This is a genomic window from Methanosarcinales archaeon Met12, from assembly GCA_002813105.2.
Taxonomy (GTDB): domain Archaea; phylum Halobacteriota; class UBA148; order UBA148; family JAJOKI01; genus JAJOKI01.
In genome coordinates, this window is sequence record CP017966.2 from 283964 (window position 1) to 307682 (window position 23719).

A 23719-nucleotide genomic window follows, 5' to 3' on the forward strand; every position below is an offset into this window, starting at 1 on the left:
TTAAAAATTGGAAAGTATTACAAATAATATTTTTGTATGTTTATCGTATTACTAATCAAAAGATATTTATTACTGCAAACCTAAAGACGATTATCATGCGTAATAAAACAATCAGTTTGGTTATGTGTATCTTGATGTTAAGCACCATGTTTTCTGGGTGTATTGAGCAGCCGGCAGAAGAGGTAGAGGTTGAAGTTCCGCAGGAAGTAGTTGCAGGGTTGGGGAGAGATGCTGGTGGAGTATATGGCGGCGCTCATCATCATCCACCTCTAACTCGTTTGTTCGAGATGCTGGTTACCACTGGTTTTGAATCAGAGGTCGTTCCGCAACTGGCAACCTCGTGGGAAGTATCAGATGATGGATTAACCTGGACTTTTTATCTTCGCAAGGGTGTTTATTTTCACGATGGTACACCGTTTAATGCAGAGGCTGCTAAATTTGCGTTAGAAATGCATAACATAAGACGTCCAGGTCACTTAGGCCCTATAGCATCACTCACGGCAATTGATGGATATACTTTGCAAATTATTCACACCGAGCCGTTTGCCCCGCTTCTTCATCAATTAACCTGGCCACTCTTTTCGATGGCTAGCCTTGCGGCTTTTGATGAAAAAGGTGTTATTGTGAATCCTATTGGAACCGGTCCATTTAAAGAAGAAGAATGGATTCCTGGTGAAAGGCTGGTCCTGGTGAGGAATGAAGATTATTGGGGAGGAACGCCCAAATTGGAGAGAATCACCCTTATGCACATTCCTGATGACATAACTCGTGCTATGTCCCTAGAAGCAGGTGAGATAGCTATGATCATCGATGTTGGAGGAGTGCCACCTGAATATGTAAAAGTTTTAGAAAACAATCCTGAAATTGATGTCCTAACAAAACCAATAACGACGGTTCGTTATTTAATTTTCAACAATCAAAGACCACCTTTCGATGATGTAAAAGTGAGGCAGGCAGTTCAGTGGGGGATTGATCAGGAATCCATCGTGAAGTTTGGGCTTGAAGGGATTGGAGTGCCCTTGGGGAGTATAGTTGCCCCTGCTGTTGTTGAATGGAATAACCCAGATATAATGGTTAAATATAATGTTGGAATGGCAAAGCAACTTTTAAATGAAGCTGGATGGGCAGATACTGATGGTGATGGTATCCTGGATAAAAATGGGGAGGAGTTCAGAGTTGTGTTGGTTATAAGTCCTTGTTGGCCAGCCCCTACTCTTGCGGAAATTATCCAGGGTCAGTTGCGTGAGATAGGAATTATTGTGGAAATACAAGTTTTAGAGCATGGTGCTTGGAGAGATGCCATACGAGCGGGTGAACACGATATGACGATACACGCCCTTTCGTTCATAGGTCCTCATAATGCTCTTTATCGGAGTTTTCACTCAGAGGGGGATCTGAATTTAGGAAGAGGCACGTTTTTCAACAATTCCCGGGTAAACGAACTGGCGGAACTTGGAAAGGTAACAATGAATCATGATGAACGACGTCAAATATACCTTGAAGTACAGGAAATCATTGCTGAAGAATCTCCGGTGGTTCCTATTTTTGGGGAGGTGATGATTAACGCCGTCCGGGATGACATAAGAGGATACAAGCTCCACCCTTGGTTTGTCGTCAACTGGGAAGATATCTATGTGGCGAGTGAGCAGTAATTTCATTTAGGATAATATCATGAACTGGTCTGACGAATGGCGAAAACTGGTGCTGGGGTCATCGCTCAGAAGGGGCGGTGACCCTTTTACTTCAAGGGAATTCGTCGAATGGTATGACCTGCAGCTTGCACATAATGGTTATCCCGGGATCATGTTGGACAAAATCCGAAGCCATCTAAATAAGAATTCAACGGTACTGGATATCGGCGCCGGTACGGGCGCCTTTGCCATTCCCCTCACTCAAGAGGTTAAAGAGGTCACGGTGGTGGAGCCATCGGCCGAGATGCTCACCCATCTGCGTCGCAAAATGGACACGCCTAACCTCCGCATCATCAACCAGCGCTGGGAAGATGTTGACCTCGAGGAAATCGGCCAGCATGACATGATAATAGCCGCCCATTCGCTCTACGATATTACCGACATTGAGACCGCACTGAAAAAGATGATATCAGCAACGAAAAAACACCTTTACATCATTATGGGAGCTGGCAAGTCAAGTTTTTATACTGATATCTGGCGGCGCTTCAAAGAGGGAGAATATCATCCTCCGCCCAGTTTCATTCACCTCTATAATGTCCTCTATGAGCTGGGAATATCTGCTAATGTAGAAATGATAAAAACTCCCCGGGACCAGGTTTATCTGAGCATTGAACAGGCAGCAAAGCACTGGATAATTCGACTTGATCTACCACCCGAAAAGAAAGATGAGTTGCGGGCATATTTACTGAATTGCCTGAAGGAAAAAGATGGAATGCTATATCTGAAAGAGGAAGGACAGAGTGCGGTTATATGTGTTGAAGTAGGTGATACCAATTGCTAACCTATATCCTCCGCAGAATCTGCCTGATGGTTTTTATCTTATTGGGCGTATCCATCATCACCTTTTCCCTGATGCATTTTGTGCCTGGCGATCCAGCAGAGGTAATCGCCATCGAAAGATATGGAGAGGAGGTTACAGCAGAGACGATTGAACATGTAAGAAGGGAATTGGAACTCGATCAACCGATTTACATCCAGTATTTTCGCTGGCTAATCAATGTTCTTCATGGCGACCTTGGATATTCTCATCGTACCGACCGGCCGGTTTTAGATGAAATCATGGCCAGATTGCCCGCCACAGTAGAGCTTGCCCTAGCGGGTATGCTGGTATCTCTTATCATAGCGATTCCAGTTGGGATCATCTCGGCAACCAAGCAATACTCAATAGTTGACAATGTTTCCATGTTTGGTGCTCTCTTAGGGGTTTCCATGCCCAATTTCTGGCTTGGACTGTTGCTCATATTGTTTTTTTCGGTGCATCTCGGCTGGCTTCCGGTCTTTGGTCGGGGAGGAATAGAACACCTCATATTGCCAGCCATAACCCTTGGAACGGGCATGGCCGCAATCACGACCAGATTGATGAGATCAAGCATGCTCGAGGTGCTCAGGCAGGATTATATCAGGACAGCGAGGGCAAAGGGCTTGAGCGAAAAAGTGGTTATCAACAAACACGCATTGAAAAACGCACTGATCCCAGTGGTTACGGTTGTGGGCTTGCAGTTCGGCTTTCTTTTAGAGGGTGCAGTTATAGTCGAGGTGATATTTGCCTGGCCAGGAGTGGGCAGGTTATTAGTAGATTCGATATTTGCCCGAGACTTTCCCGTGATACAGGGATGCATTTTGTTCATTGCAGTAATGTTTGTACTCGTCAATCTATTGGTTGACATTTCTTATGCCTATTTAGATCCAAAAATACGTTACGAGGCAAGATAATGCACGATATCGTAATAAAAATTATAGAAAGCAAGCTGCCATTCATCGAGGTTTTCAGGAGACTTAAAAAGCATCGCCTAGCAGTAATTGGTGCAGCAATTATTCTTACGCTATTCTTCGTCGCTGTATTTGCACCTTTCATCGCTCCCCATGATCCGATTGAGCAAAATTTGGAGAACCGTTTACTGTCACCGAACACAGAACATCCATTAGGAGCTGATAATCTTGGCCGCTGTATTTTAAGCAGGCTTATTTATGGCACAAGAGTTTCGCTGCAAATCGGTATTATGGTCGTTGGCATCACAGTGATCATCGGTGTCTCACTGGGATTGATTGCTGGTTATCTGGGCGGTCTGATCGATGAGATGATCATGCGAAGTGTTGATATCCTGCTTGCTTTTCCCGGCATTATATTGGCGTTGGCGATCGCAGGTATATTGGGCCCATCTCTCTTCAACGTCATGCTGGCATTGGCAGTCGTTGGTTGGACCAGTTATGCCCGGGTGGTCCGGGGGTCGGTGCTGTCGGTGAAAGAAAAGGAGTTTGTTGAGGCGGCAAGGGCGCTTGGCGCTAGTGATGCACGTATCATGTTCCGTCATATTCTGCCAAACGTCATGGCGCCGGTGATCGTGATGGCAACGCTTGGCATGGCTCATGTGATTTTAGCTGCTGCAGCATTGAGTTTCTTGGGGCTGGGAGCACAGCCACCCACCCCTGAGTGGGGTTCGATGCTAAACGCCGGTCGTGCCTTCATGCGAACAGCACCACACCTGACAATCTTTCCAGGGCTGGTCATAATGGTGACTGTCCTGGCGTTCAATTTCCTGGGTGATGGGCTCAGAGATACTCTAGACCCGCGGCTGAAGGGGATGATAAGATGACCGAGCCGCTGTTGAGCATACATGACCTGGGGGCTCATTTTTTTACTGAAGATGGGGTGGTGAGGGCTGTGGATGGAGTATCTCTAACAATAGGTAGAAGAGAGACCGTCGGGTTGGTCGGCGAATCTGGGTGTGGGAAATCCGTTACAGCACTTTCGATTATGAGATTAATTCCAAATCCAGGCAGAATCGTTGATGGGGAGATCTTGTTTGAAAATGAGAACCTCCTCGAGAAAAGCGAAGATGAAATGCGAAAAATCAGGGGCAATAAAATCTCAATGATCTTTCAAGAGCCTATGAGCTCATTAAATCCCGTCCTGACGGTCGGAGAGCAAATAGCAGAGGCCATCAGATTGCATCAAGGGCTGAGCAGCTCGAACGCAAAAAGAAAAGCAGTTGAGATGATGAAATTGGTGGGAATCCCCTCGCCTTCGACAAGAGTGAACGAATATCCGCATCAACTGAGTGGTGGCATGCGGCAACGCGTTATGATCGCTATGGCTCTCTCTTGTAATCCTTCCCTGCTTATTGCTGACGAGCCGACCACGGCGCTTGATGTTACCATACAGGCACAGATCTTGGAGCTGATGAAAAACCTGATAAAGGATTTTGGCTCTTCTTTGCTGTTAATCACACATGACTTTGGAGTTATAGCTGAAGTATGCGACAAAGTTGCAGTCATGTATGCGGGGAGCATTGTTGAATGTGCTCATACCAAAGCGCTCTTTAAAAATCCCAAGCATCCTTATGCACGCGGATTGCTTGACTTAATCCCCAGAATAGACGTTGGTGCTGAGCAGTTTGAGATCATTGACGGAACCGTTCCCAATCTAGCCAATCCACCTACGGGCTGCAAGTTTCATCCTAGATGTCCACATGTCAGAGAGATTTGTAGCAAACAAAAACCCCAACTCGTTGAAGTCGAGTCAGAGCATTTTGTGAGTTGTTTGATGTACTAAAAAGGTGTGCCATGATGCGGGATATACTGCTAGAAACTAAGGGTTTGAAAAAATATTTTTTGACAGAGGGACTGTTTTCAAGAAAAGGTGAGGTGGTGCACGCAGTCGATGGTATAAGCTTTTGTATCAAAAGAGGGGAAACGTTTGGCTTGGTTGGTGAATCTGGTTGTGGAAAGTCGACGATCGGAAAACTCGTTTTGCGTCTTTTGGAGCCTACAGCTGGCAAAGTTTACTTTGAGGGTCATGACATATTCGAGCTGGATAAAAAGGAGATGCAAAGGCTGAGGCATAAAATGCAGGTGATTTTTCAAGATCCGTTTGCCTCGCTCAACCCACGAATGACCGTTGGAGACATAATCAGTGAGCCACTGGAGATACACAATCTGGTTAGTAAATCTGAAAGGGAAGAGAGGATCTTAAAGTTGATGGAGTTGGTTGGCTTAAGCTCCGAGCATGCTACAAGATACCCACATGAGTTTAGTGGTGGACAAAGGCAGAGGATCGGAATTGCCAGGGCGCTTGCCGTAGACCCCGTATTCATCGTTGCAGACGAGCCTGTGTCATCTCTAGATATATCTATACGGGCGCAAATACTCAATTTAATGCAGGATTTACAGAAAAATCTCGGGCTCACTTATCTGTTTATAGCACATGACTTGGGTATGATCAAACACTTAAGTGACCGAGTCGCTGTGATGTACTTGGGCAAGATCGTTGAGATGGGCACGACCGGAAGCATATTTAACGATCCTCAACATCCATACACACAAACCCTACTCTCGGCGATCACAATTCCTGACCCGGAAGTCAAGCGAAAACGGATCATCCTAAAAGGAGAGATGCCAAGTCCAATTGTCCCCCCTACTGGCTGTAGATTTCATACTAGGTGTCCCTGTAGGACTGATAAGTGTGATGAGATAGAGCCAAAACTTATCGATATCGGAAATGAGCACTTTGTGAGCTGCCATTTGGCGTAAAGCATTTCAAAAGGCAGTAGGAAGCAAAGTATTATTTATTGCTACGAACTATACACGAAGGTAACAAGGTGAGCTTATGCAGAAGGAACTGATGAGGATTGGCGTATCACTTCCAGCAAATTTGTTGGGTAGATTCGATGAGATCATAGCACAGAGAGGATATTCCTCCCGCTCAGAGGGGATAAGAGACGCGATTCGAAGCTACATCGTGGACTACGAGTGGATGAGCAGAGAGGAGGGTGAGAAGGTCGGCGTGATAACGCTCATCTACGACCATCATAAGCGCGGATTGGGTAATACGCTCACGGACTTGCAACACAAATTCTTGAAGTTGATCGAGTCATCGCTTCACGTTCATATAGACCATGAGAATTGTATGGAAGTCGTACTGGTCAAGGGTGATGCAAAAGACGTTAAAATCCTCGTGGAAAAAATAATGGCGCTTAAAGGAGTGAAGCACGTGAAATTGACGATTACTTCGCTGGGCGAGGGGCTTTAGACACTCTGGCATGGTTTGACCCATTTTCGTTCAAATCGTCACGGTAGTGTAGAAAAATCGGTTGATGACCGTAAACCTCTTGGTATGATCAACCTAAGACTCTACAGAACCTTCTTCACCCATAATACATAAGTCATCTAAATAGATTATTAATAGAAAAGAAGATATCTGAATCCGTAAAGTCAAACTTGATTGCTTCATCCACACAGGGTGGAGGGGAGCAAATCTGTGCTCACGGATCCATGAGATAGAAAACAAAGTAGAGGGATGAATTATGACGGTCAAGATTCGGGAAAAACAGGGCGATAAAAAAATCAGGTGAAGAGAAGAAGATGTCCCGTAAAATTAGGGTGCTGGAGAAGGAACTTGAAGAGAAGACAAAGTTAGCTGATGCATATTTAGACCAGTTGAAATATTTACAAGCAGACTTTGAGAATTATAAAAAGTCGGTAGAAAAAGAAAAACTGGAATTCGTGAAATTCGCCAACGAAAAGTTAATAAAAGAGTTGCTGATTAGTATTGATGATTTTGAAAGAGCGATAGATTCAGTAAAGGATAAAGAAGAGTTAAGAGGGGTGGGACTAATATATAAAAATATTTTAAAGATATTAGGGGGGCATGGATTGAAAAGGATCGAATGTTTGGGTAAAAAATTTGACCCATACTACCATGAAGCCGTCCTGAAAGAAAAGTCTGATAAAGAAGATGGCACCATCATAGATGAGCTTCAAAAAGGATATCTACTGCATTCAAATGTTTTGAGGTACGCAAAAGTGAAGGTAGCAGACAATCAGTGTAAAAATGATTTAAAGAAATAGTGTTGGGGGATTGTTAAAAATGACCAAACAAAATACAGAAAAGATTATTGGTATCGATTTGGGGACTTCGAATTCCCAAGCAGCGGTAATGATGGGTGGAAAGCCAGTTATAATTCCCTCGGCAGAAGGCGTCACCATGTATGGCAAGGCATTCCCATCTGTCGTTGCTTTAACAAAAGATGGGCAGTTACTGGTCGGAGAACCGGCAAAAAGACAGGCCATTTCAAACCCGGAAGGAACGATAACCAACGCAAAGCGAAAAATGGGTACTGACTACAAATATAAAGTACATGGCAAAGAATATAGCCCCCAGCAGGTCTCTGCTTTCATTCTCCAGAAGATTAAAAGAGATAGTGAGGCATTCTTAGGAGAGCCCGTACAGAAAGCTGTGATAACGGTTCCAGCTTATTTTGATGACAATCAAAGAGCTGCGACTAAAGATGCTGGAAAAATCGCTGGTCTGGATGTCGTGAGGTTGGTCAATGAGCCAACCGCCGCCTCTATGGCATATGGACTGGGCAAGGTAGGAGAGCATAAAATATTAGTTTTTGATTTCGGCGGCGGAACGCTGGACGTAACCATAATGGAATTCGGTGATGGAGTATTTACGGTTCTGTCAACATCAGGAGATACACAACTTGGCGGAACAGATATGGATGCCGTTTTAGTTGATTATATTGCGGAGGAGTTCAAAAAGCAAGAAGGTGTTGATTTAAAGAAAGATAAAATGGCTTTGCAGAGGGTCAAAGAGGCGGCAGAGAAGGCAAAGATCGAACTCTCAACTGTTCTTGAAACAGATATTAATTTGCCATATATAACTGCTGATTCTTCAGGACCTAAACATTTGACGATGAAGCTTGGCAGGGCCACAATGGAAAAATTAGTTGAGCCCATAATAGATAAATGTAAACATTCGATTGAACTGGCAATAAAAGATTCCAAATTATCAAAGGATGATATAGAGAATATCGTTTTAGTTGGCGGCCCTACGAGAATGCCCCGCGTTCGGAAATTTGTCGAAGATTTCATGGGAAGAAAAGTCGAAGGGGGGGTAGACCCAATGGAATGTGTTGCATCTGGCGCTGCAATACAAGGCGCAATCCTTGCAGGGGATATTAAGGATTTGGTTTTGTTGGATGTAACTCCACTTACCTTGGGCATAGAAACTCTGGGCGGTATGGCAACGCCACTGATCGAGAGAAATACTACAATCCCGGTCAAGAAAACCCAGATATTCACAACGGCGGCCGACTCGCAAACAGCTGTTACCATCAATGTCCTGCAAGGAGAGAGGCCGATGGCGCAGAACAATACAAGTCTGGGTAATTTCAATTTGGTTGGAATACTTCTCGCACCGAGAGGGATACCGCAAATAGAGGTAGCCTTTGACATCGATGCTAACGGCATTTTAAACGTATCGGCTAAAGATTTGGGTACCAAAAAAGAGCAGAAGATAACAATTACCGCTTCGACAAAACTCTCAAAAGAAGAAGTAGAGAGAATGGTCAAAGAGGCAAAAGAGCATGATGAAGAGGATAAAAAGAGAAAAAGAGAAGTTGAGATAAGAAACAATGCCGACTCTTTACTTTATACAACCGAGAAAACGTTATCAGAGATAGGAGATAAGCTGGGCAAAGAACAAAAAGAGAAAATTGACGAGGGGATGAAATCTCTTAAAGATGCCTTATCCGAGGGGGACATACAAAAAATAAAAAGCAAAACGGATAATTTGGCAAAGACCATTCAGGACGCTGGTGCGTCCATATATCAACAAACACGACAGCAAGCCGATGTCCATGGGGAAGAGGACGAAAAACACAAGGATGAAAAGGTCATCGACGCAGAATTCAAAGTAGAAAACGAGCGAACATAGGTCTGCTCAGTTTTTTGTATATTTCGCCAGATGGTGCCGTAAATCTTCGATTTAGGACAACTTGAGAGACTGGAATATGGAAAAAAATGACTATTACGAAGTTTTAGGCATAAGCAAGAACGCATCACAAGAAGAGATAAAAAGGGCATTCAAGCAGTTGGCAAGGAAGCACCACCCAGATATTGCGGGCAAAGATAATGAGGAGAAATTCAAGAAGATAAACGAGGCATTTCAGGTTTTGAGTGACCCACAAAAAAGAGCGCAATACGATCGGTTCGGTCATACTGCTTTTAGACCGGAAGATTTTGCTGACTTTCGCGGATTTAATTTTGCTGATTTATTCAGAGACTCTGGATTGGGAGATATTTTTGATGCTTTTTCAGGCTTTAGTCGTAGGAGCGGCAGGAGTAGAGCGAGAAGGGGGGCTGATTTGAGATATGATATGGAAATTACCTTAGAGGATGCCTTTTCTGGCACGACGAAAAAAATAGATGTCCCTGTATTTGTCGCATGCGAGACTTGTGGAGGTACCGGAGCAAAACCCGGCTTTCTCAAAGAATGCCCTGAATGCAATGGTACGGGCGAGATTAAGAGAGTGCAACGGTCTGTTTTTGGGCAAATGGTAAATATCGCCACCTGTGGCAACTGTGGAGGATATGGAAAAGTCATAGAAAAAGCCTGTGATAGTTGTAGAGGGAATGGAAGGGTTAAAAAAATAAAAAAAGTAGAGATTAAAATTCCAAAAGGGGTTGACAATAATCAGTATTTAAGAATTGCAGGGCAAGGAGAATCTGGTTATAATGGCGGTGCGCCGGGGGATTTGTATGTTACCATCCATATAAAGCCACATAAAATATTTGAGAGAAGGGGAAGCGATTTATTATCTGAATCGACGATTAATTTAGCACAGGCGATTTTTGGCGACGAGATCGAAGTTACGACGATGTCCACCAAAGCGAAAATCAAGGTGCCTGCTGGAACGCAGAGCCATACTGTTTTTAGACTGGGAGGACAAGGAATGCCTGATTTGCATATCCATAGGAGAGGAGACCAATTAGTAAAAGTCGTCGTTAAGATACCGGAAAAATTGAGCAAAAGACAAAAGGAATTATTGAAAGAATTTGTAAAGGAAGGCGGGGAGGAGGTAAAGAGAGATAAAGGACTTATAGACATGGTGAAAGACTTTATTTAATTGTTGTCATTTCGACCTATATTGATTTTGGGGATAGAGCCATATAATGGAAGCAAGTTTAAATAATAGGAAGATTAAAGTATAAAATGGTAATAGAAATGAAAGTGGAAATTAAGAAAATTGATTCCCAGGGTAGAATCGTATTGCCTGTTTCGTGGAGACGAAGGAAGGGTAACGAGATGGTCATCATAGAGGGGGAAAAGAAAATTGAGGTATTTCCAAGAGATGCAGATTTGACAAAATATGTTGATTCAGTAGAGGTAGAGGTAGATAACTTTGAAGATTATCACAAAATGAGGAAAGAACTGAGGAAGAGATGAGGTTCATTGATGCAAATGTTTTCATCTATGCAGTATTAAAACCCAAGAGAGAACTGAGTGAAAGGGAGTGGGAAGTAAAAAATGCTTCAAAAGAGATATTCAAGCGGATAAACGAGGGAGAAGAAGTTATAACAACGGTAGTGCACTTAAGTGAGGTTGCAAATGTGTTAGAGGATGCCGCAAATCTCAGCTTTGCGATCTCTTTCTTGAAGGATATATTGCTCAAGAGAAATGTTAATGTCGATATGGTAAGTGACAGGAGTTATATGGAAAGCGTTTTACTGGCAGATGAGATGGGAGTTGGTATTAACGATGCCCTTGCTTATCTTTTAATGAAAAAGAAGAGAATAGAGGAAATTTATACATTTGATAAACATTTTGAAAACCTAGATATAAGGATAATCAATTGACTATAATCTTTATTTAATCAGCATTATTTGACTTATCTTTAAAATACAATTTTTTTCGATAGAAACTCAGCGGATGCGAAACCCTGCTGCACATCGGCTCTTTTCCAACGCAGTTCCCATACGTCGCCATCGTGGCGCATGACGGTGCAGTATACGCAGACCCGACGATATGCTGGACCTGATACCTGGTTCTTTCCTCATCGAAATCCAGTGAAGCGCGATATGTTTCCACGATATCGTCCGCGCCCATCCCGATATTCGCCAGAAATGACGTCAGTGCGAATCTTGCAGAGTGCGCGAGATTCTGTCCAGTTTGTATCGCCATTAGCAGGTGCCTGATGCACGGCGGAAAGCAGTTCGAGTCTACCTCGGCGAACTCCCCTATTTTAAATTCGGATTTTCGCTTCTCCAGGTGCAGCTTTATCTCCATAATCTGTGAGGATAATGCCTTGCAAATGCCTTCTGGTACATCAAGCGGAAGCGTGTCCTGAATGTTGTTTCGCACCGCCTCCTGAATCAAACGTGCAAACTCCCCCTTATTCGCCACCACATAGCCATCATCAAGGCGTCGATTTACCAGCTTCCATTTTGGGTCGCGCATCCTGCTGGCAAACGGCAGATAATGTGTGAAGTGAATTTTGAAATCACGTCCATGAACTACATGTTCTATTCCAAACTCCTCGCCCAATTCCCCTAAAAATTGTAAGGTCTCCTGCTTCATCTGGGCGTGCGCTGCCTCCGCCTCAGCCAGCGCATATTTTCGTATAAGGTAGTGGTCATCGATGCATGAGATGAGAATTCTGGCAAGTGGATATGAAAAAAGCTCTATCTCTGCCAGGACGCCGTCTCCAAACGATTTTCGTATCTCGCCTTCGATGGACTGGATTGCTCTTTCTTTTCCCCTATCGATGACCGCCTTCCCAAATTCGCCTCCATCCAGCAAACTCTCTAACGATTTATTCGAGCGTTCGACGTATCTGGATGCGCTGGAGGTAAAGGGGTAATGCGCAAATTTCAGCTCCATAAGCCCATATCAATCCGATTCGATGCGCGGAGCAAGTAGATATCCAACCTTGCCCTTGCCATCAGCTATCTCAAAGTCGATTTTAATCGGATAGTCCTTGCCAAGGTGAATCGTCACCTCGTTCACCTTGCTTACCACCTTGGCAATATCACTCAGGAAATCAAGTGAGAACAATGACCTGGCTGGACCAGATGAGGTCAAATCGATTAATTCGTCCTTTGTCCGCTGGAGTCTAACCTGATCGGTATCGCCTCGAGCTTCCATAAAAAAGATGTCCCCATCCACGCCTAGCGCCATGTGGTCACTCACTTTTTCCGCTGCCTTAACCGCCAAACGCATATCTTTTCCGTTTAACACCACCTTTGCGGGAAGGTCCAGATTTGGTGTTTTAGGCTCCTTCCGCATCGAAGAGGGGTCAAGCAACGAAAGCATATACGCGAGTCCGCCCATCCTGATCATCAGCTTATGTGTTTCCGTATTCAATTCAAGCTCTATCTTGTCCGATTTGTCCGCCATGCCAAGTATGTCAACGAGTTTTAACATATCCAGACATATCTCGCCATCTGTGCATTCATATGACTCAAATGCATCTGCGTCCAACTCAAGAGTTATCATCGCAACGTTCGCTGAATCGACCGCTCTGGTGCTGATTCCATCTTTATCGAGTTTAAATCTCGCTTCATCTACTAGCGTAGAGATAGCTTCCATTGAGTCCTTTAATATATCCGCATTGATCGTAGCTCTAAACATTTTTACACCCTTTTTCGATTATAATCTAACATCTTATAATCATTTTGATAACAGACCGAACGATCGATCCTTAATTGTATTCTCTCCAAGTTTTGCCGCATTTGGTGCACCTGAAAAATCGAACTTCACCCTCATCTGCAGAGCGCAATTGGCGAAGCCACCAATATGCCCTGTTGTTGCCGCATTCCTGGCAACGCATATTTATGGTGGGCAGTCCAAGGTCTTCACTACCCTCTATGATGGATAAATCCCTCTCTATCCTTCTCTTTTTCAAGATTAGATTCGTCCCTTCACGCTCCTTGATGTAACCGCACTTCCGACACTTCATACCATTGTCGAATGGCAACATCATGCTGCCGCACTCAGGACAAAATTCCATTGATATCCTCCATAGCATCGTTGACCATTTGCTCATGGTCAAAGGCCAGTTCTGGCAATCTGGAAACGTCGAATAGCTCGACATCTCCTGCATCTGAATCTGGAGCAATCGTGCCTGACGCCCTTACAAGATAGCACAGCGAGATGACATGGCCACGTGGGTCTCTATCTGGGTCCGAATACACTCCCACCAGTTTTACGATGCGAATATCCAACCCAGTCTCCTCCTTTATCTCCCTGATCAGCGCCTGTTCCACAGTTTCACCTCTCTCGACAAAACCCCCGGGGAGTGCATAATACCCCTCAAATGGCGGATTCTTTCGCTTGATTAAGACGATATTATTATCCATCAGTATTATCGCATCAACTGTAAGTGTTCTGTCAGCCATCAAGTATAGTAACTAGTTGGTTTATTAGAAATGTTTATCGCCCATTATCCTATAATCATAAAAGATGATTATTCAAAATGTATTATGGATATCCCTTGGATTACTCCTCGTCGCGTCGATAGTACGCAAAAGAAAGTTTTCGTTCTTGATAGGTGCTCTCGGATGGATGTTTTTTGCCATACACTGGGCGCTGGAGCCGCAACATTACCTCGACATAGGAGATGTATTTAATGCTGTGTTGACGTTCCTCGTCTCCATTTTTTGCATATTTATAGCATTTTTCAACATTCAGGCATATAGTGGCAGGAAGTTGGACAGGGAGCTGGACGTGTTGCATACGATAACGTTTGCCACTGTGATTGGCGGGACCTTTTATTTCCTATTCTCCGAGATTCCGATATTGAACAGCTTGTTGATAGAAGCCGTGGCCGGTCATACGGTCTTCTGGTTGAACTTCCTAGGGGTTCCTGCAGTTCAATATCAGCGGTACTTTATTGGCATTTATCCAGATATCCCACTTGTGAAAATGGTCCTTGCGTGCACGGGAATAGAGAGCATGGCGCTGTTCGCCGGGGTGACCCTTGGAATTGGGGCATCCATTGGACGCAAATTCAAGGCATTTGTGGTCTCGGTGCCTGTTATATATGCATTGAACATATTCAGAAACATGTTCGTCGTGGTGGCGATCGGATATCATTGGTTTGGAATGGATAGTTATCACATAGCACACAACGTGCTCGCAAAAATTGGGTCGACCATCGCACTGTTCCTCATAGCATACGCAGTCATCCGCATCCTACCAGAGCTGACGGACGTAATCACGGGTGTTGTGCAAATGTTCAGAGACATTCGAGGCGTTAGTTAATGTTAGCAAGAGGTTCGGCCAATTGGATTCTGGTACCCCTGATGATGGGGGTTGTCGCCATATTATTTGAGTCGTATGTGGTTGCGGCTGCTTTCATATGTTTGGCGGCCTTCTTCGTGGTCTTTTTCAGGGATCCTGAGCGCGCTCCTCGCGGAGATGGCATGGTCTCCCCCGCAGACGGAGTGGTGATGCATGCCGATAAAAAAGTAGGCATATTTATGAATATTTACGATGTCCATGTCAACAGGGCACCCCTATCAGGGGTCGTGAAGAGGATTGAATATCGAAAAGGGGGGTGTGTCCCGGCATTTCATAAAGATTCCGATAGAAATGAGCAGAATAATATCACGATAGAGACTGAATACGGTGACGTGAAAGTAACTCAAATTGCAGGCATTCTTGCAAGAAGAATTGTTTGTTATGTGAACGAAGGGGACATGGTAGAGAGGGGGCAAAGAATTGGCATGATCCGATTTGGGTCGCGGGTCGATGTGACAATTCCCGATGAATTTGTTGTCAGCGTGAGCCCTGGCGATCGTGTGAAGGCAGGGGAATCGATGATAGCGAGGAGACCAAAATGAATGGGAGTAGATTGGGGAACATAGCGCATATGATCAGACTACCTGACATGGTGACGATCGCAAATGCGCTACTTGGATTTACAGCTATCTTGATGGTGGCGATTGGGGAGCTGAGCAATGCCGCAATATTGATTTTGGTCGCTGCGCTGGCAGATGGTCTGGATGGTGCGCTCGCTAGAAGGGGCGAACCCAGTGTATTCGGTCTGAATCTTGACTCACTTGCGGACTCGATCTCGTTCGGCATGGCTCCTGCTGTGATGGGTTACTTTTTGATTGGAAGTTTTCCCATCGCTTTTATTCTGCCTGCGATGTACCTGATGTGCGGAATCCTGCGGCTGGCGAGATTCAACGTGTCTCGGGATGATGAATTTGTGGGACTGCCAATCACTGCGGCAGGCGTCTGCGTTGCATTGTTGGCCCTTGTCGCCGTCGATTCCCTGATTTTAGTTGGTGCATATATGATTTTATCGGTGCTGATGGTCAGCAGAATCGGTTACCCAAAGGTCCGAAACTTTAAAATTCTGATACCAGTTGGAATAGTTGTCATCATTGGCATCATCCTCGGTTATATAATTGGGTTAGGGGTCGTATCCTGCTTCAGCTGGCCCTTGCTCGTAATAATCGGCGGGTATCTCATCAGCCCATTAATAAAGGAGGTTTACCATGTCTTCAGATAGGGAGAGGGCATTACTGGAGGTTGGCATCAAATTGGGCGCATTATACCATCAATACATAGGGGCGCCTCTAAATCCTGATACGTTAAGCGGTCTGGAGCGCACAATCGAAGAGAGCGTCTCTCTCCAGCCATATGTGCAAGACGTCCGGGTGTCGATAGATGCGGAAATGGTGCGGAAAAATCTTAACGAATTTGAATATTGCGAATTAGAGGGTAAAATGCTCGATGTTAGAGTCGAGGTGCAATATAAATCTGCAAGAGTTGTGGGGCGAATAAGATATGACAAAGAGCGCGATTACCCGATGATGTTTGTGGAAGAGTGAGATAAGGAAAAGATCGACAAAGCGAATTTCGTATATAAGGAGTTATACGCAATGCCGTGCCAAAAATATTATAGGTCAAAGATAGATATAACATTTAAAAGGGCATCAATATGAACACAAAAAAATTACCGTTCCTGCAGTCCCAAATATTGGAACATATATGCCTCAAGATATCTGATAAGGCAGAACCCAATATTAATGAACTATCGGAATTAACTGGTTATCCCACAGATAGTAAAATTTTACTAAACGCAATCCATTCACTAATCGAAAAGGGCTTCATTGAAGATGGGGGCAATTTTAATTTTAAGGTTCCACAGAGTAGAAAATCTTTTTTCGAAGAAACGATACAAAGGATTAAAAATCAAGAAACTAAATATAATGAAGATTTGATTAATCAGATTGATAAAAAGACTTCCTGGCAATTACCACTTTTTCAGGAGTACCATTCTATAAGCGATTTAAACCGAGATGGTGTCGTCCATCATTGGTATGATTATTTGGAGGATTTCCCATATACTCTTTTAGAGGACAGTATTAAAAAGTATGGTTTAAAAAAAGGAGATTTGGTTTTAGACCCTTTTTGTGGAAGTGGAACTACTTTGGTTTCAAGCAATTTATTTCAGCTAAATGCAATCGGTATAGACGCTAATCCTTTAATGTGTCTTGTTTCTGATGTCAAAACAACTTGGGATATAGACACTAAAAGACACTTATAAAGAAAAAAATAAGAAATTTATTAAGTTATCACAGAATCTTGAAAACTATAGTTTTAAGAATGAGTTCTTAAATAAGATGCCAAAAAGGGAATTGAATCAATGGATGAGTCTGAGAATGCAAAAGGAAGTTTCTTTAATGAAGGATTTAATAAATGAAATTGAGGATGAAAAAATACATAAATTGTTTATGGTGATGTTAGGAAAGGCGGCTTTCGATGCTTCATATGTCGCTTTGTGTCCTGGAACAACATTTTATCCTCATAGACAAAAAGAATCATTTTTTGATGTCTTCTGTAAAAAGATAATTCAAGTTTATGATGATTTGAAACTCGTCCAAAAGTTTGATGCATATGGTAAAACCAAAGTATTTAATAAATCTGCAACAGAATCGAGCTCTTTTATCGAGCCAAATTCTATTGATTTTATCATAACATCCCCCACCTTATCCGAATGATCTTGAATATACAAGACAGACTCGATTGGAGTTGTATCTCTTAGATTTTGTAAAGAATATGGATGATGTCCAAAAGCTAAAAAAGACAATGATAAAAGGAAGTACAAAGTTAATTTATAAGGAAGATAACTGGAATGAATACGTAAAGAAGTTCAAAGCAGTTCAGGAAGTAGCAAAACAAATAGGAGAAGCGTTATCAGATAAAAATTGGGGATTTGATTATCCAAGAATGGTAAGAGAATATTTCGGAGGAATGTATATCTGCCTGGAGGAATTTTATAAAGTTATGAAAAAGGGCAGCTATAATTTGCAGGTTGTAGGAGATCAAACATATAAGAATATTATTATCCCTGTGGGTGAAATCTTTGTCGAGATGGCTAAAGATATAGGCTATTCCGATGCGCATATTGAGTTATTTAGAACGAGAAGGAGCACAACGCATGATATACCACTACCAGCAGAAATATTTGGCTATCCTGTCCAAAATAAATCAAAAGAGGCAAAACAAGTAAGAAAAAGGCATCTATGCCCATTTAGCAATAAAGATAGATGCTCCAAACAGAGTCGCTTATTGACCTATCCTATGGGAATTTGTTCTACTTGGTGGCCAAACAATAGTCCTATAGCTATTTGCCCAAAGAGACTTTTACAAGATAAGACCATTTTTATTAATGCCGCAAATCATGTTTTTGGGGATACAGATAATGTTTTATTATTTTCAGAAGTAAAACTTAAAAGAATAGGCACTTTTGATTTTGTTCTGGTGAAACATAAGCCAATTAGTGATGAGATAGAAGATTTTATGCAGGATAAGGATATAACAAAAAATTCCTATGCCTTTGGCATGAATACTTACAATACAATTAAACTGTCATTTATCCAGATGCTAAACAAAGGGCAAGTTTTCGAAGTCTGGAATAAAAAGATTATCTGGGCGGTTCAAAAATATGTTTATAAAAATATGGTAGGCAGATTCGGACTACAAGGCATGAAACTTAACAAAAGTGATGCGAATTTATTTTTCATCTATGATATTGACTATCATCCCAATCCTGATAAATATCAACTTACAGTAGAGGATATCAAGTCTTCGACAATAGAGGACCTAATGAAAGCATTTCGAGGAGCAGATTTGCCCAAAATAGATGACTTCATGAAAGTATTACATCAGAAATTACGATTAAATCTGGGGATAAAGATATGAATCATTTAAATACGGCACGGCACATGCGTATAACACAGCATAAAAGACTTCGCTACACCCGCCCTCTAAGATAGAACAATTTATAAACTTGAGAAACAACATGAGATTATGAACATTGAAGAAACAAAAAAAATTGCAGATAAAGCTGAAGGTTGGCTTACTGATGAAGAAGGAAAAACGTTATACAATCTTGCAAAAAGCTGCAAAGGAAAAGGAGTAATTGTTGAAATTGGTTCTTGGAAAGGAAAATCTACTATCTGTCTTGGTAATGGCTCCAAAGAAGGAGACAAAATTAAAATTTTTGCCATCGATCCACACACGGGCTCCTCTGAACAACAAAAAATGTTTGGCAAGGTTGATACGTTTGAAGAATTTAAGAAGAATATTAAAAATGCAAAAGTAGGTGATATAATTCTCCCACTTGTTAAAACTTCTGAAGAAGCCGCAAATAATTTTGACAAACCAGTTGAATTTGGTTTTATTGATGGCGCTCATGAATATAATTTTGTTAAATTAGATTTTGATTTATGGTTTCCCAAAGTGTTAAATGGTGGGATAATAGCTTTTCATGACACTACTTATTGGGGAGGTCCGAAGAAAGTTGTAGCTGACTGTGTTTATAAATCTAAACATTTCAAAAATGTTAAATTTGTTGATTCTATTACTTTTGCTCAAAAAGTAAAACAAAACACTTTAAAAGACCGTATTAAAAATAGATATGTACTTTTACTAAAAAATTTATTTGAATTCGCTGGCAAATTACATTTACCAAAACTACTAACAATTATTGGGAAAAAATTGTTAAAGGATTGCATTAAAATCTGTGGGCATAGGGGCAATTTCACTTAACAACATATTAAACGCCTCACATCAATACTCTTTTTGATAGAAAGACGCAATAAGACGATAAGTATATGATAAGTTGAATTGCCAATCTAACGTTAGAAGAACCGCGAGGTAATGAAATGAATATCGCATGGGGTATCACCGGCGCAGGACACTTTCTGAGAGAGAGCTATGAGATTTTCTGGACGCTTGCACAGGAACATCAAATCACGACGTTCGTATCTGGTGCAGGAGAGGAGGTGCTGCGCATGTACGGCCTGTTCGATAAAATGAGCGAAATATCCAATGGGGAATACCTGCGAGAAATCTTTTTAGAAAGCCGTTCTGGCAAGAGTTTTCCAAAGGCCGGGCGCTTTCTGCTGGGAAAATATGATGCGCTAATCATCTCGCCTGCGACATCGAACACCGTCGCAAAGGTCGTGCATGGCATCTCCGACTCGTTAATTACCAATGCAGTTACGCAGACCGTTAAAGGTGGGACACCTGTCTATATCGTACCGGTGGACATCTCTGGCACGCTCATGTCTGAGATGCCATATTTCATAGACAGGGATGCGTGTGAAAAGTGCGATGATTGTCCGCCCAAAGAGAGATGCCCAAAGAACGCCATCACCGACCAGATAGACCTCCTCAAGTGCGATGGATGTGGGCTGTGCGTGGATTGTTGTCCCCACAGCGCCATTAGAGGGGGTTTCGTCAAGTGCAGGGTGCGCGATATCGATGCGCAGAACGTAGAGACCATGCGGTCCATGGATGGCATTGCCGTTCTGAAAAATCCAAACGAGATTCTAAGCCTGTTTTGAGGTCGATTCAAATGCGAGTTTTGGTTGTAACCGGACGTAAAGCATATGATTCGGTAAAAAAAGCGGTTGGCAGTGGAGCCGAGATTTTGGCGCTGGATGTGGATATAGGGGCATTCATCACGCCGAAATTATTGCGTTCTGTCTCAAACCTCGATTCGTATGACCTGGTACTGGTCCCAGGTCTCGCCTCTGGTGATTTTTCAGCTCTTGAAACGAAGCTCGGAGTTAAAATCAGACTTGGACCGAAACATGCATGTGATCTGGATATTGTGCTGCCATACATCGATTCCATCGACCTCTCCCATACGATGCCCGCCTGTCAATTGCTATCCAATAAAAAACATAGTGAAGCAATGGATATAATTCATGGGCTGGAGAAAAAGGCGGACTGCTCTTTTGAGATAAAGAATCTGAAGATAGGCGGCGACTCCATTATGAAGGTGATGGGGGAAATAGTGGATGCTACGCGCTTGGACTCCGACGTACTTCAGGAGATTGGCAATGAATATATTCTCAATGGTGCGGACATCATCGACCTCGGAGTGCCCATAGATGCGACTCCTGCTGAAGTGAAGCGCGCTGTAAAGGCGATATCCTCTCTGAACGTTCCGACAAGCATTGATACGCTCGAACCGGATTTGATCATGGCGGGTATCGAAGCGGGAATCGATATGGTGTTGAGTTTGAACAGCGATAACATCGAATTGGTTGGCAATGCTATCGTAGAGCATGGTCTGGCGGCTGTGATAATAGGGGACGGTGATTTGAAGCACCTCCAGGAGAACATAGAACAGGCACAAGATATCGGAATCAAAAAGGTCATTGCAGACCTGATTCTCAATCCAATTGGGCATGGGCTGGTTAACTCTTTGATGCTGTATCGTGAATTTCGGCAATTCAGCGATATGCCGCTCTTTTTTGGTGCAGGTAACGTCACCGAATTGATAGATGCAGACTCCATCGGCGTCAACGCAACCCTGGCAGGCATAGCCATGGAACTTGGCGCCAGCATATTATTCACACCAGAGTACAGTGACAAAGCCAAAGGGAGCATTTCTGAACTAAAGACCGCCGCACAGATGATGTTCCTTGCTGAGAGGAGGGGCACAGCCCCCAAGGATTTGGGCTTGGACCTCTTGATTATCAAGGAGAAGAGGCGCAGGAAAGATAAAATAGAAGTCGAAAATCCAATTGAAGCTAAACCCAGCACAGAAGTGGTTCAAGGCTCCGAGGGGTGCTTCAGAATTGCGCTTGAGGATGGAAAAATCATCGCCAAGCATGACGAGGGGTGTATAACTGGCACGAGTGCAAAGGCAATTTTCGACACGATTCAGGGGCTGGGGTTGGCACCTACACCAGAGCATGCTGCATATCTGGGAAGGGAGCTGATGAAAGCAGAGCTTGCGCTGAAGTTTGGGCGGAGTTATATGCAGGATGATGAGTTTTAATCTGGAAGCTAACTTAAGGATTTCTTGAAATTCTCAAGATGGACTGGTCGGCATGGTCACGCGCCAAGATAGTGTCATGATTCATCAAACTTAATCAACTAACATCATCCTCCCCTCATTGAATATATAGGATATACATATATGTATATATATTATGTAGATAAACTATTTATGTCACGAAGTTTGTGATGTTATTGGTGAATTGACCATGAACACAAAAAATATTCGCGATACTTGCGACAATACTGATGCTGGGGACGCTGGCGATGCCGGTGGCCGCACAGAAGAACGATGAGAAGAAATACGAGATTGAGGGGTTGATATACGATCTTAAGGGATATGTGGCGGATTACAATGAGGCGATAGCAGAGGGATATCCTGAGGATGCAGAAAACTACGCAAAGGATATCGCTAAACTCTTGGATGCATTGAAAACATCTGGTGTTGAGCTGGGAGTGGTCTTTGATGAGACACAAGAAACACCGATTACGGTGGAAGTGTGCGATAATAAAGTTGTACTGATAATTGGTCAAAAAAACAGTCCAAAATTGCTTATAATCGCACTAGCCATATTCTTGGGTAAGCAGGTCGCAAAAGAACTCATTCAATATACTATAGGTATATGTGCATCGCCACTCTGCAAAAGATGGACTGCTGATGGACCTCTTGGAGATCAAATATGAAACTTATACAAAAATATTTTAAAGATGTCACATCAAAAGATTGGCTTAATTTGTGGCTTAGTGTAACAATAATACTTACCATACTACACACCACTGGTGCATTGTTCTTAGGCTGTTTGTGGGGTTTGGCTTATACTGGATTTCTCATTGGACTTATGGTGCGTATCAGTTACATGAAAACAGAGCTCTTTGGGCCAATTGAGATGTTAATTAGTATTGTCTTTTGGACAATCTGGGACATCATTATCCTCCTATTTTTTATGGTTCAAGAGGTTATCATATCTGCATATCCCCCTCACCCCGAAGCAAAACCCATGATACTCCTATATCTCGGCTATATCATGTGCCCTATCTTAGCTGGACTTTTGAGACAGCGGTTGAAGTGATGTGTGAACGAACATGAAAACCACGAAAAATATCGAACATGAAATCATCGGAGTGATAATGGCTACCGTGTCATTATCTCTCCTAGGTTTTTATTTTGGCAGGTGGGATGTGATAGCTATCGCTAATGGACTTTTTGTTGGATGGATGTTGCGTATTAATTACATAAAAACAGAGCTAACATTTATCGATGATTTGTTTAATCTTGCCCTCGTTGTAATTGGTATAGGTACCATATTCCTGGGTGTTCTTATTGGACTTTTACCTGCGACGATTTTCACGGACGATCGTTTTTCCGCAATATGGCTATACGTTCTTGGTATGATATGCCCTATCTTAGCTGGACTTTTGAGACAGCGGTTGAAGAGATAATATGAAAGAGAAAATAAGAAGAAAAACTCAGAGGAATAAGGAGGTCAGTGAATATGCCATATGGTGATATCATGCCCTTTATTTATTTACTTACTTTTGGAGGAGTTAGTCTTTTGATAATGTTGTATTTTGTTTGTAAGAGCAAGAATATGAAAAAAAGTAAAAAAATAGCGATAGTTGTAACAGCCATAGCACTGTTCACTGTTGCCCTCTATCTATCTCCCCCTCCAGTGCCGGAAATAGGGATGTGGCTAACTATCCAGAAATTAGAAAATCATGAACCTTATTTTGTTTTAGATGAAGAAATGGTGGTTTATCCATTATTCCGTTCGATTTTGGATGAAATGGAAGCAGAAGGAAGGAAACATGGTTGGGCTTATATATCTTTTGAAGAATATGAAAAGATGGACTTTCCTGCTCATTTTTTCAAATACGAAAGCAACTTTTATAAATATACTATTGTAGTGATTTAGCATTGATGCTATAA

At 42.7% G+C, this 23719-nt stretch carries 30 protein-coding genes; 26 read left to right on the forward strand and 4 right to left on the reverse strand.

The window, feature by feature from the left end:
• Positions 1-32: 32 nt before the first annotated feature.
• From BME93_01885 to BME93_01940, 12 genes are all read left to right on the forward strand, one after another.
• Positions 33-1652 (forward strand): ABC transporter substrate-binding protein, encoded by a 1620-nt coding sequence (locus tag BME93_01885; GenBank protein ID ATZ60909.2) that lies wholly within the window; start codon positions 33-35, stop codon positions 1650-1652.
• 19 nt (positions 1653-1671) lie between these two features.
• Positions 1672-2472 (forward strand): class I SAM-dependent methyltransferase, encoded by an 801-nt coding sequence (locus tag BME93_01890; GenBank protein ID ATZ60910.2) that lies wholly within the window; start codon positions 1672-1674, stop codon positions 2470-2472.
• Positions 2466-3404, forward strand: coding sequence for an ABC transporter permease (locus BME93_01895; protein ID ATZ61734.2), 939 nt, complete (start codon positions 2466-2468; stop codon positions 3402-3404). The genes BME93_01890 and BME93_01895 overlap by 7 nt, the downstream gene beginning before the upstream one ends.
• Positions 3404-4285, forward strand: a complete 882-nt coding sequence (gene nikC / locus BME93_01900; GenBank protein ID ATZ60911.2) for a nickel ABC transporter permease subunit NikC — start codon at positions 3404-3406, stop codon at positions 4283-4285. The genes BME93_01895 and nikC overlap by 1 nt, the downstream gene beginning before the upstream one ends.
• A complete protein-coding gene (locus BME93_01905; GenBank protein ID ATZ60912.2) occupies positions 4282-5244 on the forward strand; it encodes an ABC transporter ATP-binding protein in 963 nt (320 codons plus the stop codon). Before nikC ends, BME93_01905 begins: the two co-directional genes overlap by 4 nt.
• 14 nt (positions 5245-5258) lie before the next feature.
• Positions 5259-6221 (forward strand): dipeptide ABC transporter ATP-binding protein, encoded by a 963-nt coding sequence (locus tag BME93_01910; protein ID ATZ60913.2) that lies wholly within the window; start codon positions 5259-5261, stop codon positions 6219-6221.
• A gap of 76 nt (positions 6222-6297) precedes the next feature.
• Positions 6298-6720: a nickel-responsive transcriptional regulator NikR gene (nikR, locus tag BME93_01915; GenBank protein ID ATZ60914.2), complete on the forward strand. Its 423-nt coding sequence runs from the start codon at positions 6298-6300 to the stop codon at positions 6718-6720.
• 332 nt (positions 6721-7052) lie between these two features.
• On the forward strand, positions 7053-7538 hold the full coding sequence (locus tag BME93_01920) for a nucleotide exchange factor GrpE (GenBank protein ID ATZ60915.2): 486 nt from the start codon (positions 7053-7055) through the stop codon (positions 7536-7538).
• 19 nt (positions 7539-7557) lie between these two features.
• Positions 7558-9411, forward strand: coding sequence for a molecular chaperone DnaK (dnaK, locus tag BME93_01925; protein ATZ61735.2), 1854 nt, complete (start codon positions 7558-7560; stop codon positions 9409-9411).
• 76 nt (positions 9412-9487) lie between these two features.
• Complete coding sequence (dnaJ, locus tag BME93_01930; GenBank protein ATZ60916.2) at positions 9488-10603, forward strand: molecular chaperone DnaJ; 1116 nt, start codon at positions 9488-9490, stop codon at positions 10601-10603.
• An 86-nt stretch (positions 10604-10689) separates the two neighbouring features.
• A complete protein-coding gene (locus tag BME93_01935; protein ATZ61736.2) occupies positions 10690-10923 on the forward strand; it encodes a hypothetical protein in 234 nt (77 codons plus the stop codon).
• Positions 10920-11333: a type II toxin-antitoxin system VapC family toxin gene (locus BME93_01940; protein ID ATZ60917.2), complete on the forward strand. Its 414-nt coding sequence runs from the start codon at positions 10920-10922 to the stop codon at positions 11331-11333. The genes BME93_01935 and BME93_01940 overlap by 4 nt, the downstream gene beginning before the upstream one ends.
• A 13-nt stretch (positions 11334-11346) precedes the next feature.
• On the opposite strand, the gene priL is transcribed toward BME93_01940, so the two are convergent.
• The 4 genes from priL to BME93_01960 all read right to left on the reverse strand — a co-directional run bounded on the left by priL (position 11347) and on the right by BME93_01960 (position 13874).
• Positions 11347-12357 (reverse strand): DNA primase regulatory subunit PriL, encoded by a 1011-nt coding sequence (gene priL, locus BME93_01945; GenBank protein ATZ60918.2) that lies wholly within the window; start codon positions 12355-12357, stop codon positions 11347-11349.
• 9 nt (positions 12358-12366) lie between these two features.
• Complete coding sequence (locus BME93_01950; GenBank protein ID ATZ60919.2) at positions 12367-13107, reverse strand: DNA polymerase sliding clamp; 741 nt, start codon at positions 13105-13107, stop codon at positions 12367-12369.
• 70 nt (positions 13108-13177) lie between these two features.
• Positions 13178-13486, reverse strand: a complete 309-nt coding sequence (locus BME93_01955; GenBank protein ID ATZ60920.2) for a transcription factor S — start codon at positions 13484-13486, stop codon at positions 13178-13180.
• Entirely contained in the window at positions 13470-13874 is a 405-nt protein-coding gene (locus tag BME93_01960) for an NUDIX hydrolase (GenBank protein ID ATZ60921.2), read from the reverse strand. Before BME93_01960 ends, BME93_01955 begins: the two co-directional genes overlap by 17 nt.
• A gap of 64 nt (positions 13875-13938) precedes the next feature.
• On the opposite strand from BME93_01960, the gene artA reads away from it, so the two are divergent.
• The 14 genes from artA to BME93_02030 all read left to right on the forward strand — a co-directional run bounded on the left by artA (position 13939) and on the right by BME93_02030 (position 23705).
• Entirely contained in the window at positions 13939-14739 is an 801-nt protein-coding gene (gene artA, locus BME93_01965; protein ATZ60922.2) for an archaeosortase A, read from the forward strand.
• Positions 14739-15320, forward strand: a complete 582-nt coding sequence (locus BME93_01970) for a phosphatidylserine decarboxylase (protein ID ATZ60923.2) — start codon at positions 14739-14741, stop codon at positions 15318-15320. Before artA ends, BME93_01970 begins: the two co-directional genes overlap by 1 nt.
• Entirely contained in the window at positions 15317-15997 is a 681-nt protein-coding gene (pssA, locus tag BME93_01975; GenBank protein ATZ60924.2) for a CDP-diacylglycerol--serine O-phosphatidyltransferase, read from the forward strand. The genes BME93_01970 and pssA overlap by 4 nt, the downstream gene beginning before the upstream one ends.
• Positions 15984-16319 (forward strand): dihydroneopterin aldolase family protein, encoded by a 336-nt coding sequence (locus BME93_01980; GenBank protein ID ATZ60925.2) that lies wholly within the window; start codon positions 15984-15986, stop codon positions 16317-16319. Before pssA ends, BME93_01980 begins: the two co-directional genes overlap by 14 nt.
• Positions 16320-16429: 110 nt before the next feature.
• A complete protein-coding gene (locus BME93_01985; GenBank protein ATZ60926.2) occupies positions 16430-17038 on the forward strand; it encodes a DNA methyltransferase in 609 nt (202 codons plus the stop codon).
• 115 nt (positions 17039-17153) lie between these two features.
• Entirely contained in the window at positions 17154-17492 is a 339-nt protein-coding gene (locus BME93_01990) for a hypothetical protein (GenBank protein ATZ60927.2), read from the forward strand.
• Between the two features lie 58 nt (positions 17493-17550).
• Positions 17551-18696, forward strand: coding sequence for a NotI family restriction endonuclease (locus BME93_01995; protein ID ATZ60928.2), 1146 nt, complete (start codon positions 17551-17553; stop codon positions 18694-18696).
• A 108-nt stretch (positions 18697-18804) separates the two neighbouring features.
• A complete protein-coding gene (locus tag BME93_02000) occupies positions 18805-19545 on the forward strand; it encodes a class I SAM-dependent methyltransferase (GenBank protein ATZ60929.2) in 741 nt (246 codons plus the stop codon).
• Between the two features lie 116 nt (positions 19546-19661).
• On the forward strand, positions 19662-20345 hold the full coding sequence (locus tag BME93_02005) for a dihydromethanopterin reductase (acceptor) (GenBank protein ID ATZ60930.2): 684 nt from the start codon (positions 19662-19664) through the stop codon (positions 20343-20345).
• A gap of 11 nt (positions 20346-20356) precedes the next feature.
• Positions 20357-21793, forward strand: a complete 1437-nt coding sequence (locus BME93_02010) for a dihydropteroate synthase-like protein (protein ID ATZ60931.2) — start codon at positions 20357-20359, stop codon at positions 21791-21793.
• Positions 21794-22059: 266 nt separating this feature from the next.
• Positions 22060-22476 carry a hypothetical protein gene (locus BME93_02015; protein ATZ60932.2) on the forward strand — a complete coding sequence of 139 codons (417 nt, stop codon included), beginning with the start codon at positions 22060-22062 and terminating at the stop codon, positions 22474-22476.
• On the forward strand, positions 22473-22862 hold the full coding sequence (locus BME93_02020; protein ID ATZ60933.2) for a hypothetical protein: 390 nt from the start codon (positions 22473-22475) through the stop codon (positions 22860-22862). Before BME93_02015 ends, BME93_02020 begins: the two co-directional genes overlap by 4 nt.
• Before the next feature lie 13 nt (positions 22863-22875).
• On the forward strand, positions 22876-23232 hold the full coding sequence (locus BME93_02025; GenBank protein ATZ60934.2) for a hypothetical protein: 357 nt from the start codon (positions 22876-22878) through the stop codon (positions 23230-23232).
• A gap of 53 nt (positions 23233-23285) precedes the next feature.
• Positions 23286-23705 carry a hypothetical protein gene (locus BME93_02030; GenBank protein ATZ60935.2) on the forward strand — a complete coding sequence of 140 codons (420 nt, stop codon included), beginning with the start codon at positions 23286-23288 and terminating at the stop codon, positions 23703-23705.
• Positions 23706-23719: the final 14 nt, after the last annotated feature.

Coding starts and splice junctions, on each gene's coding strand:
- BME93_02030 (ATZ60935.2), top strand. CDS start 23,286: ATGCCATATGGTGATATCATGCCCTTTATTTATTTACTTACTTTTGGA.
- BME93_02020 (ATZ60933.2), top strand. CDS start 22,473: ATGAAACTTATACAAAAATATTTTAAAGATGTCACATCAAAAGATTGG.
- BME93_02010 (ATZ60931.2), top strand. CDS start 20,357: ATGCGAGTTTTGGTTGTAACCGGACGTAAAGCATATGATTCGGTAAAA.
- BME93_01995 (ATZ60928.2), top strand. CDS start 17,551: ATGGATGATGTCCAAAAGCTAAAAAAGACAATGATAAAAGGAAGTACA.
- artA (ATZ60922.2), top strand. CDS start 13,939: ATGATTATTCAAAATGTATTATGGATATCCCTTGGATTACTCCTCGTC.
- BME93_02005 (ATZ60930.2), top strand. CDS start 19,662: ATGAATATCGCATGGGGTATCACCGGCGCAGGACACTTTCTGAGAGAG.
- BME93_01940 (ATZ60917.2), top strand. CDS start 10,920: ATGAGGTTCATTGATGCAAATGTTTTCATCTATGCAGTATTAAAACCC.
- BME93_01890 (ATZ60910.2), top strand. CDS start 1,672: ATGAACTGGTCTGACGAATGGCGAAAACTGGTGCTGGGGTCATCGCTC.
- nikC (ATZ60911.2), top strand. CDS start 3,404: ATGCACGATATCGTAATAAAAATTATAGAAAGCAAGCTGCCATTCATC.
- BME93_01990 (ATZ60927.2), top strand. CDS start 17,154: ATGCAAAAGGAAGTTTCTTTAATGAAGGATTTAATAAATGAAATTGAG.
- BME93_01910 (ATZ60913.2), top strand. CDS start 5,259: ATGCGGGATATACTGCTAGAAACTAAGGGTTTGAAAAAATATTTTTTG.
- BME93_01905 (ATZ60912.2), top strand. CDS start 4,282: ATGACCGAGCCGCTGTTGAGCATACATGACCTGGGGGCTCATTTTTTT.
- BME93_02025 (ATZ60934.2), top strand. CDS start 22,876: ATGAAAACCACGAAAAATATCGAACATGAAATCATCGGAGTGATAATG.
- priL (ATZ60918.2), bottom strand. CDS start 12,357: ATGGAGCTGAAATTTGCGCATTACCCCTTTACCTCCAGCGCATCCAGA.
- dnaJ (ATZ60916.2), top strand. CDS start 9,488: ATGGAAAAAAATGACTATTACGAAGTTTTAGGCATAAGCAAGAACGCA.
- pssA (ATZ60924.2), top strand. CDS start 15,317: ATGAATGGGAGTAGATTGGGGAACATAGCGCATATGATCAGACTACCT.
- BME93_01980 (ATZ60925.2), top strand. CDS start 15,984: ATGTCTTCAGATAGGGAGAGGGCATTACTGGAGGTTGGCATCAAATTG.
- BME93_01950 (ATZ60919.2), bottom strand. CDS start 13,107: ATGTTTAGAGCTACGATCAATGCGGATATATTAAAGGACTCAATGGAA.
- BME93_01970 (ATZ60923.2), top strand. CDS start 14,739: ATGTTAGCAAGAGGTTCGGCCAATTGGATTCTGGTACCCCTGATGATG.
- BME93_01985 (ATZ60926.2), top strand. CDS start 16,430: ATGAACACAAAAAAATTACCGTTCCTGCAGTCCCAAATATTGGAACAT.
- dnaK (ATZ61735.2), top strand. CDS start 7,558: ATGACCAAACAAAATACAGAAAAGATTATTGGTATCGATTTGGGGACT.
- BME93_01955 (ATZ60920.2), bottom strand. CDS start 13,486: ATGGAATTTTGTCCTGAGTGCGGCAGCATGATGTTGCCATTCGACAAT.
- BME93_02000 (ATZ60929.2), top strand. CDS start 18,805: ATGAACATTGAAGAAACAAAAAAAATTGCAGATAAAGCTGAAGGTTGG.
- nikR (ATZ60914.2), top strand. CDS start 6,298: ATGCAGAAGGAACTGATGAGGATTGGCGTATCACTTCCAGCAAATTTG.
- BME93_01935 (ATZ61736.2), top strand. CDS start 10,690: ATGGTAATAGAAATGAAAGTGGAAATTAAGAAAATTGATTCCCAGGGT.
- BME93_01920 (ATZ60915.2), top strand. CDS start 7,053: ATGTCCCGTAAAATTAGGGTGCTGGAGAAGGAACTTGAAGAGAAGACA.
- BME93_01960 (ATZ60921.2), bottom strand. CDS start 13,874: ATGGCTGACAGAACACTTACAGTTGATGCGATAATACTGATGGATAAT.
- BME93_02015 (ATZ60932.2), top strand. CDS start 22,060: ATGCCGGTGGCCGCACAGAAGAACGATGAGAAGAAATACGAGATTGAG.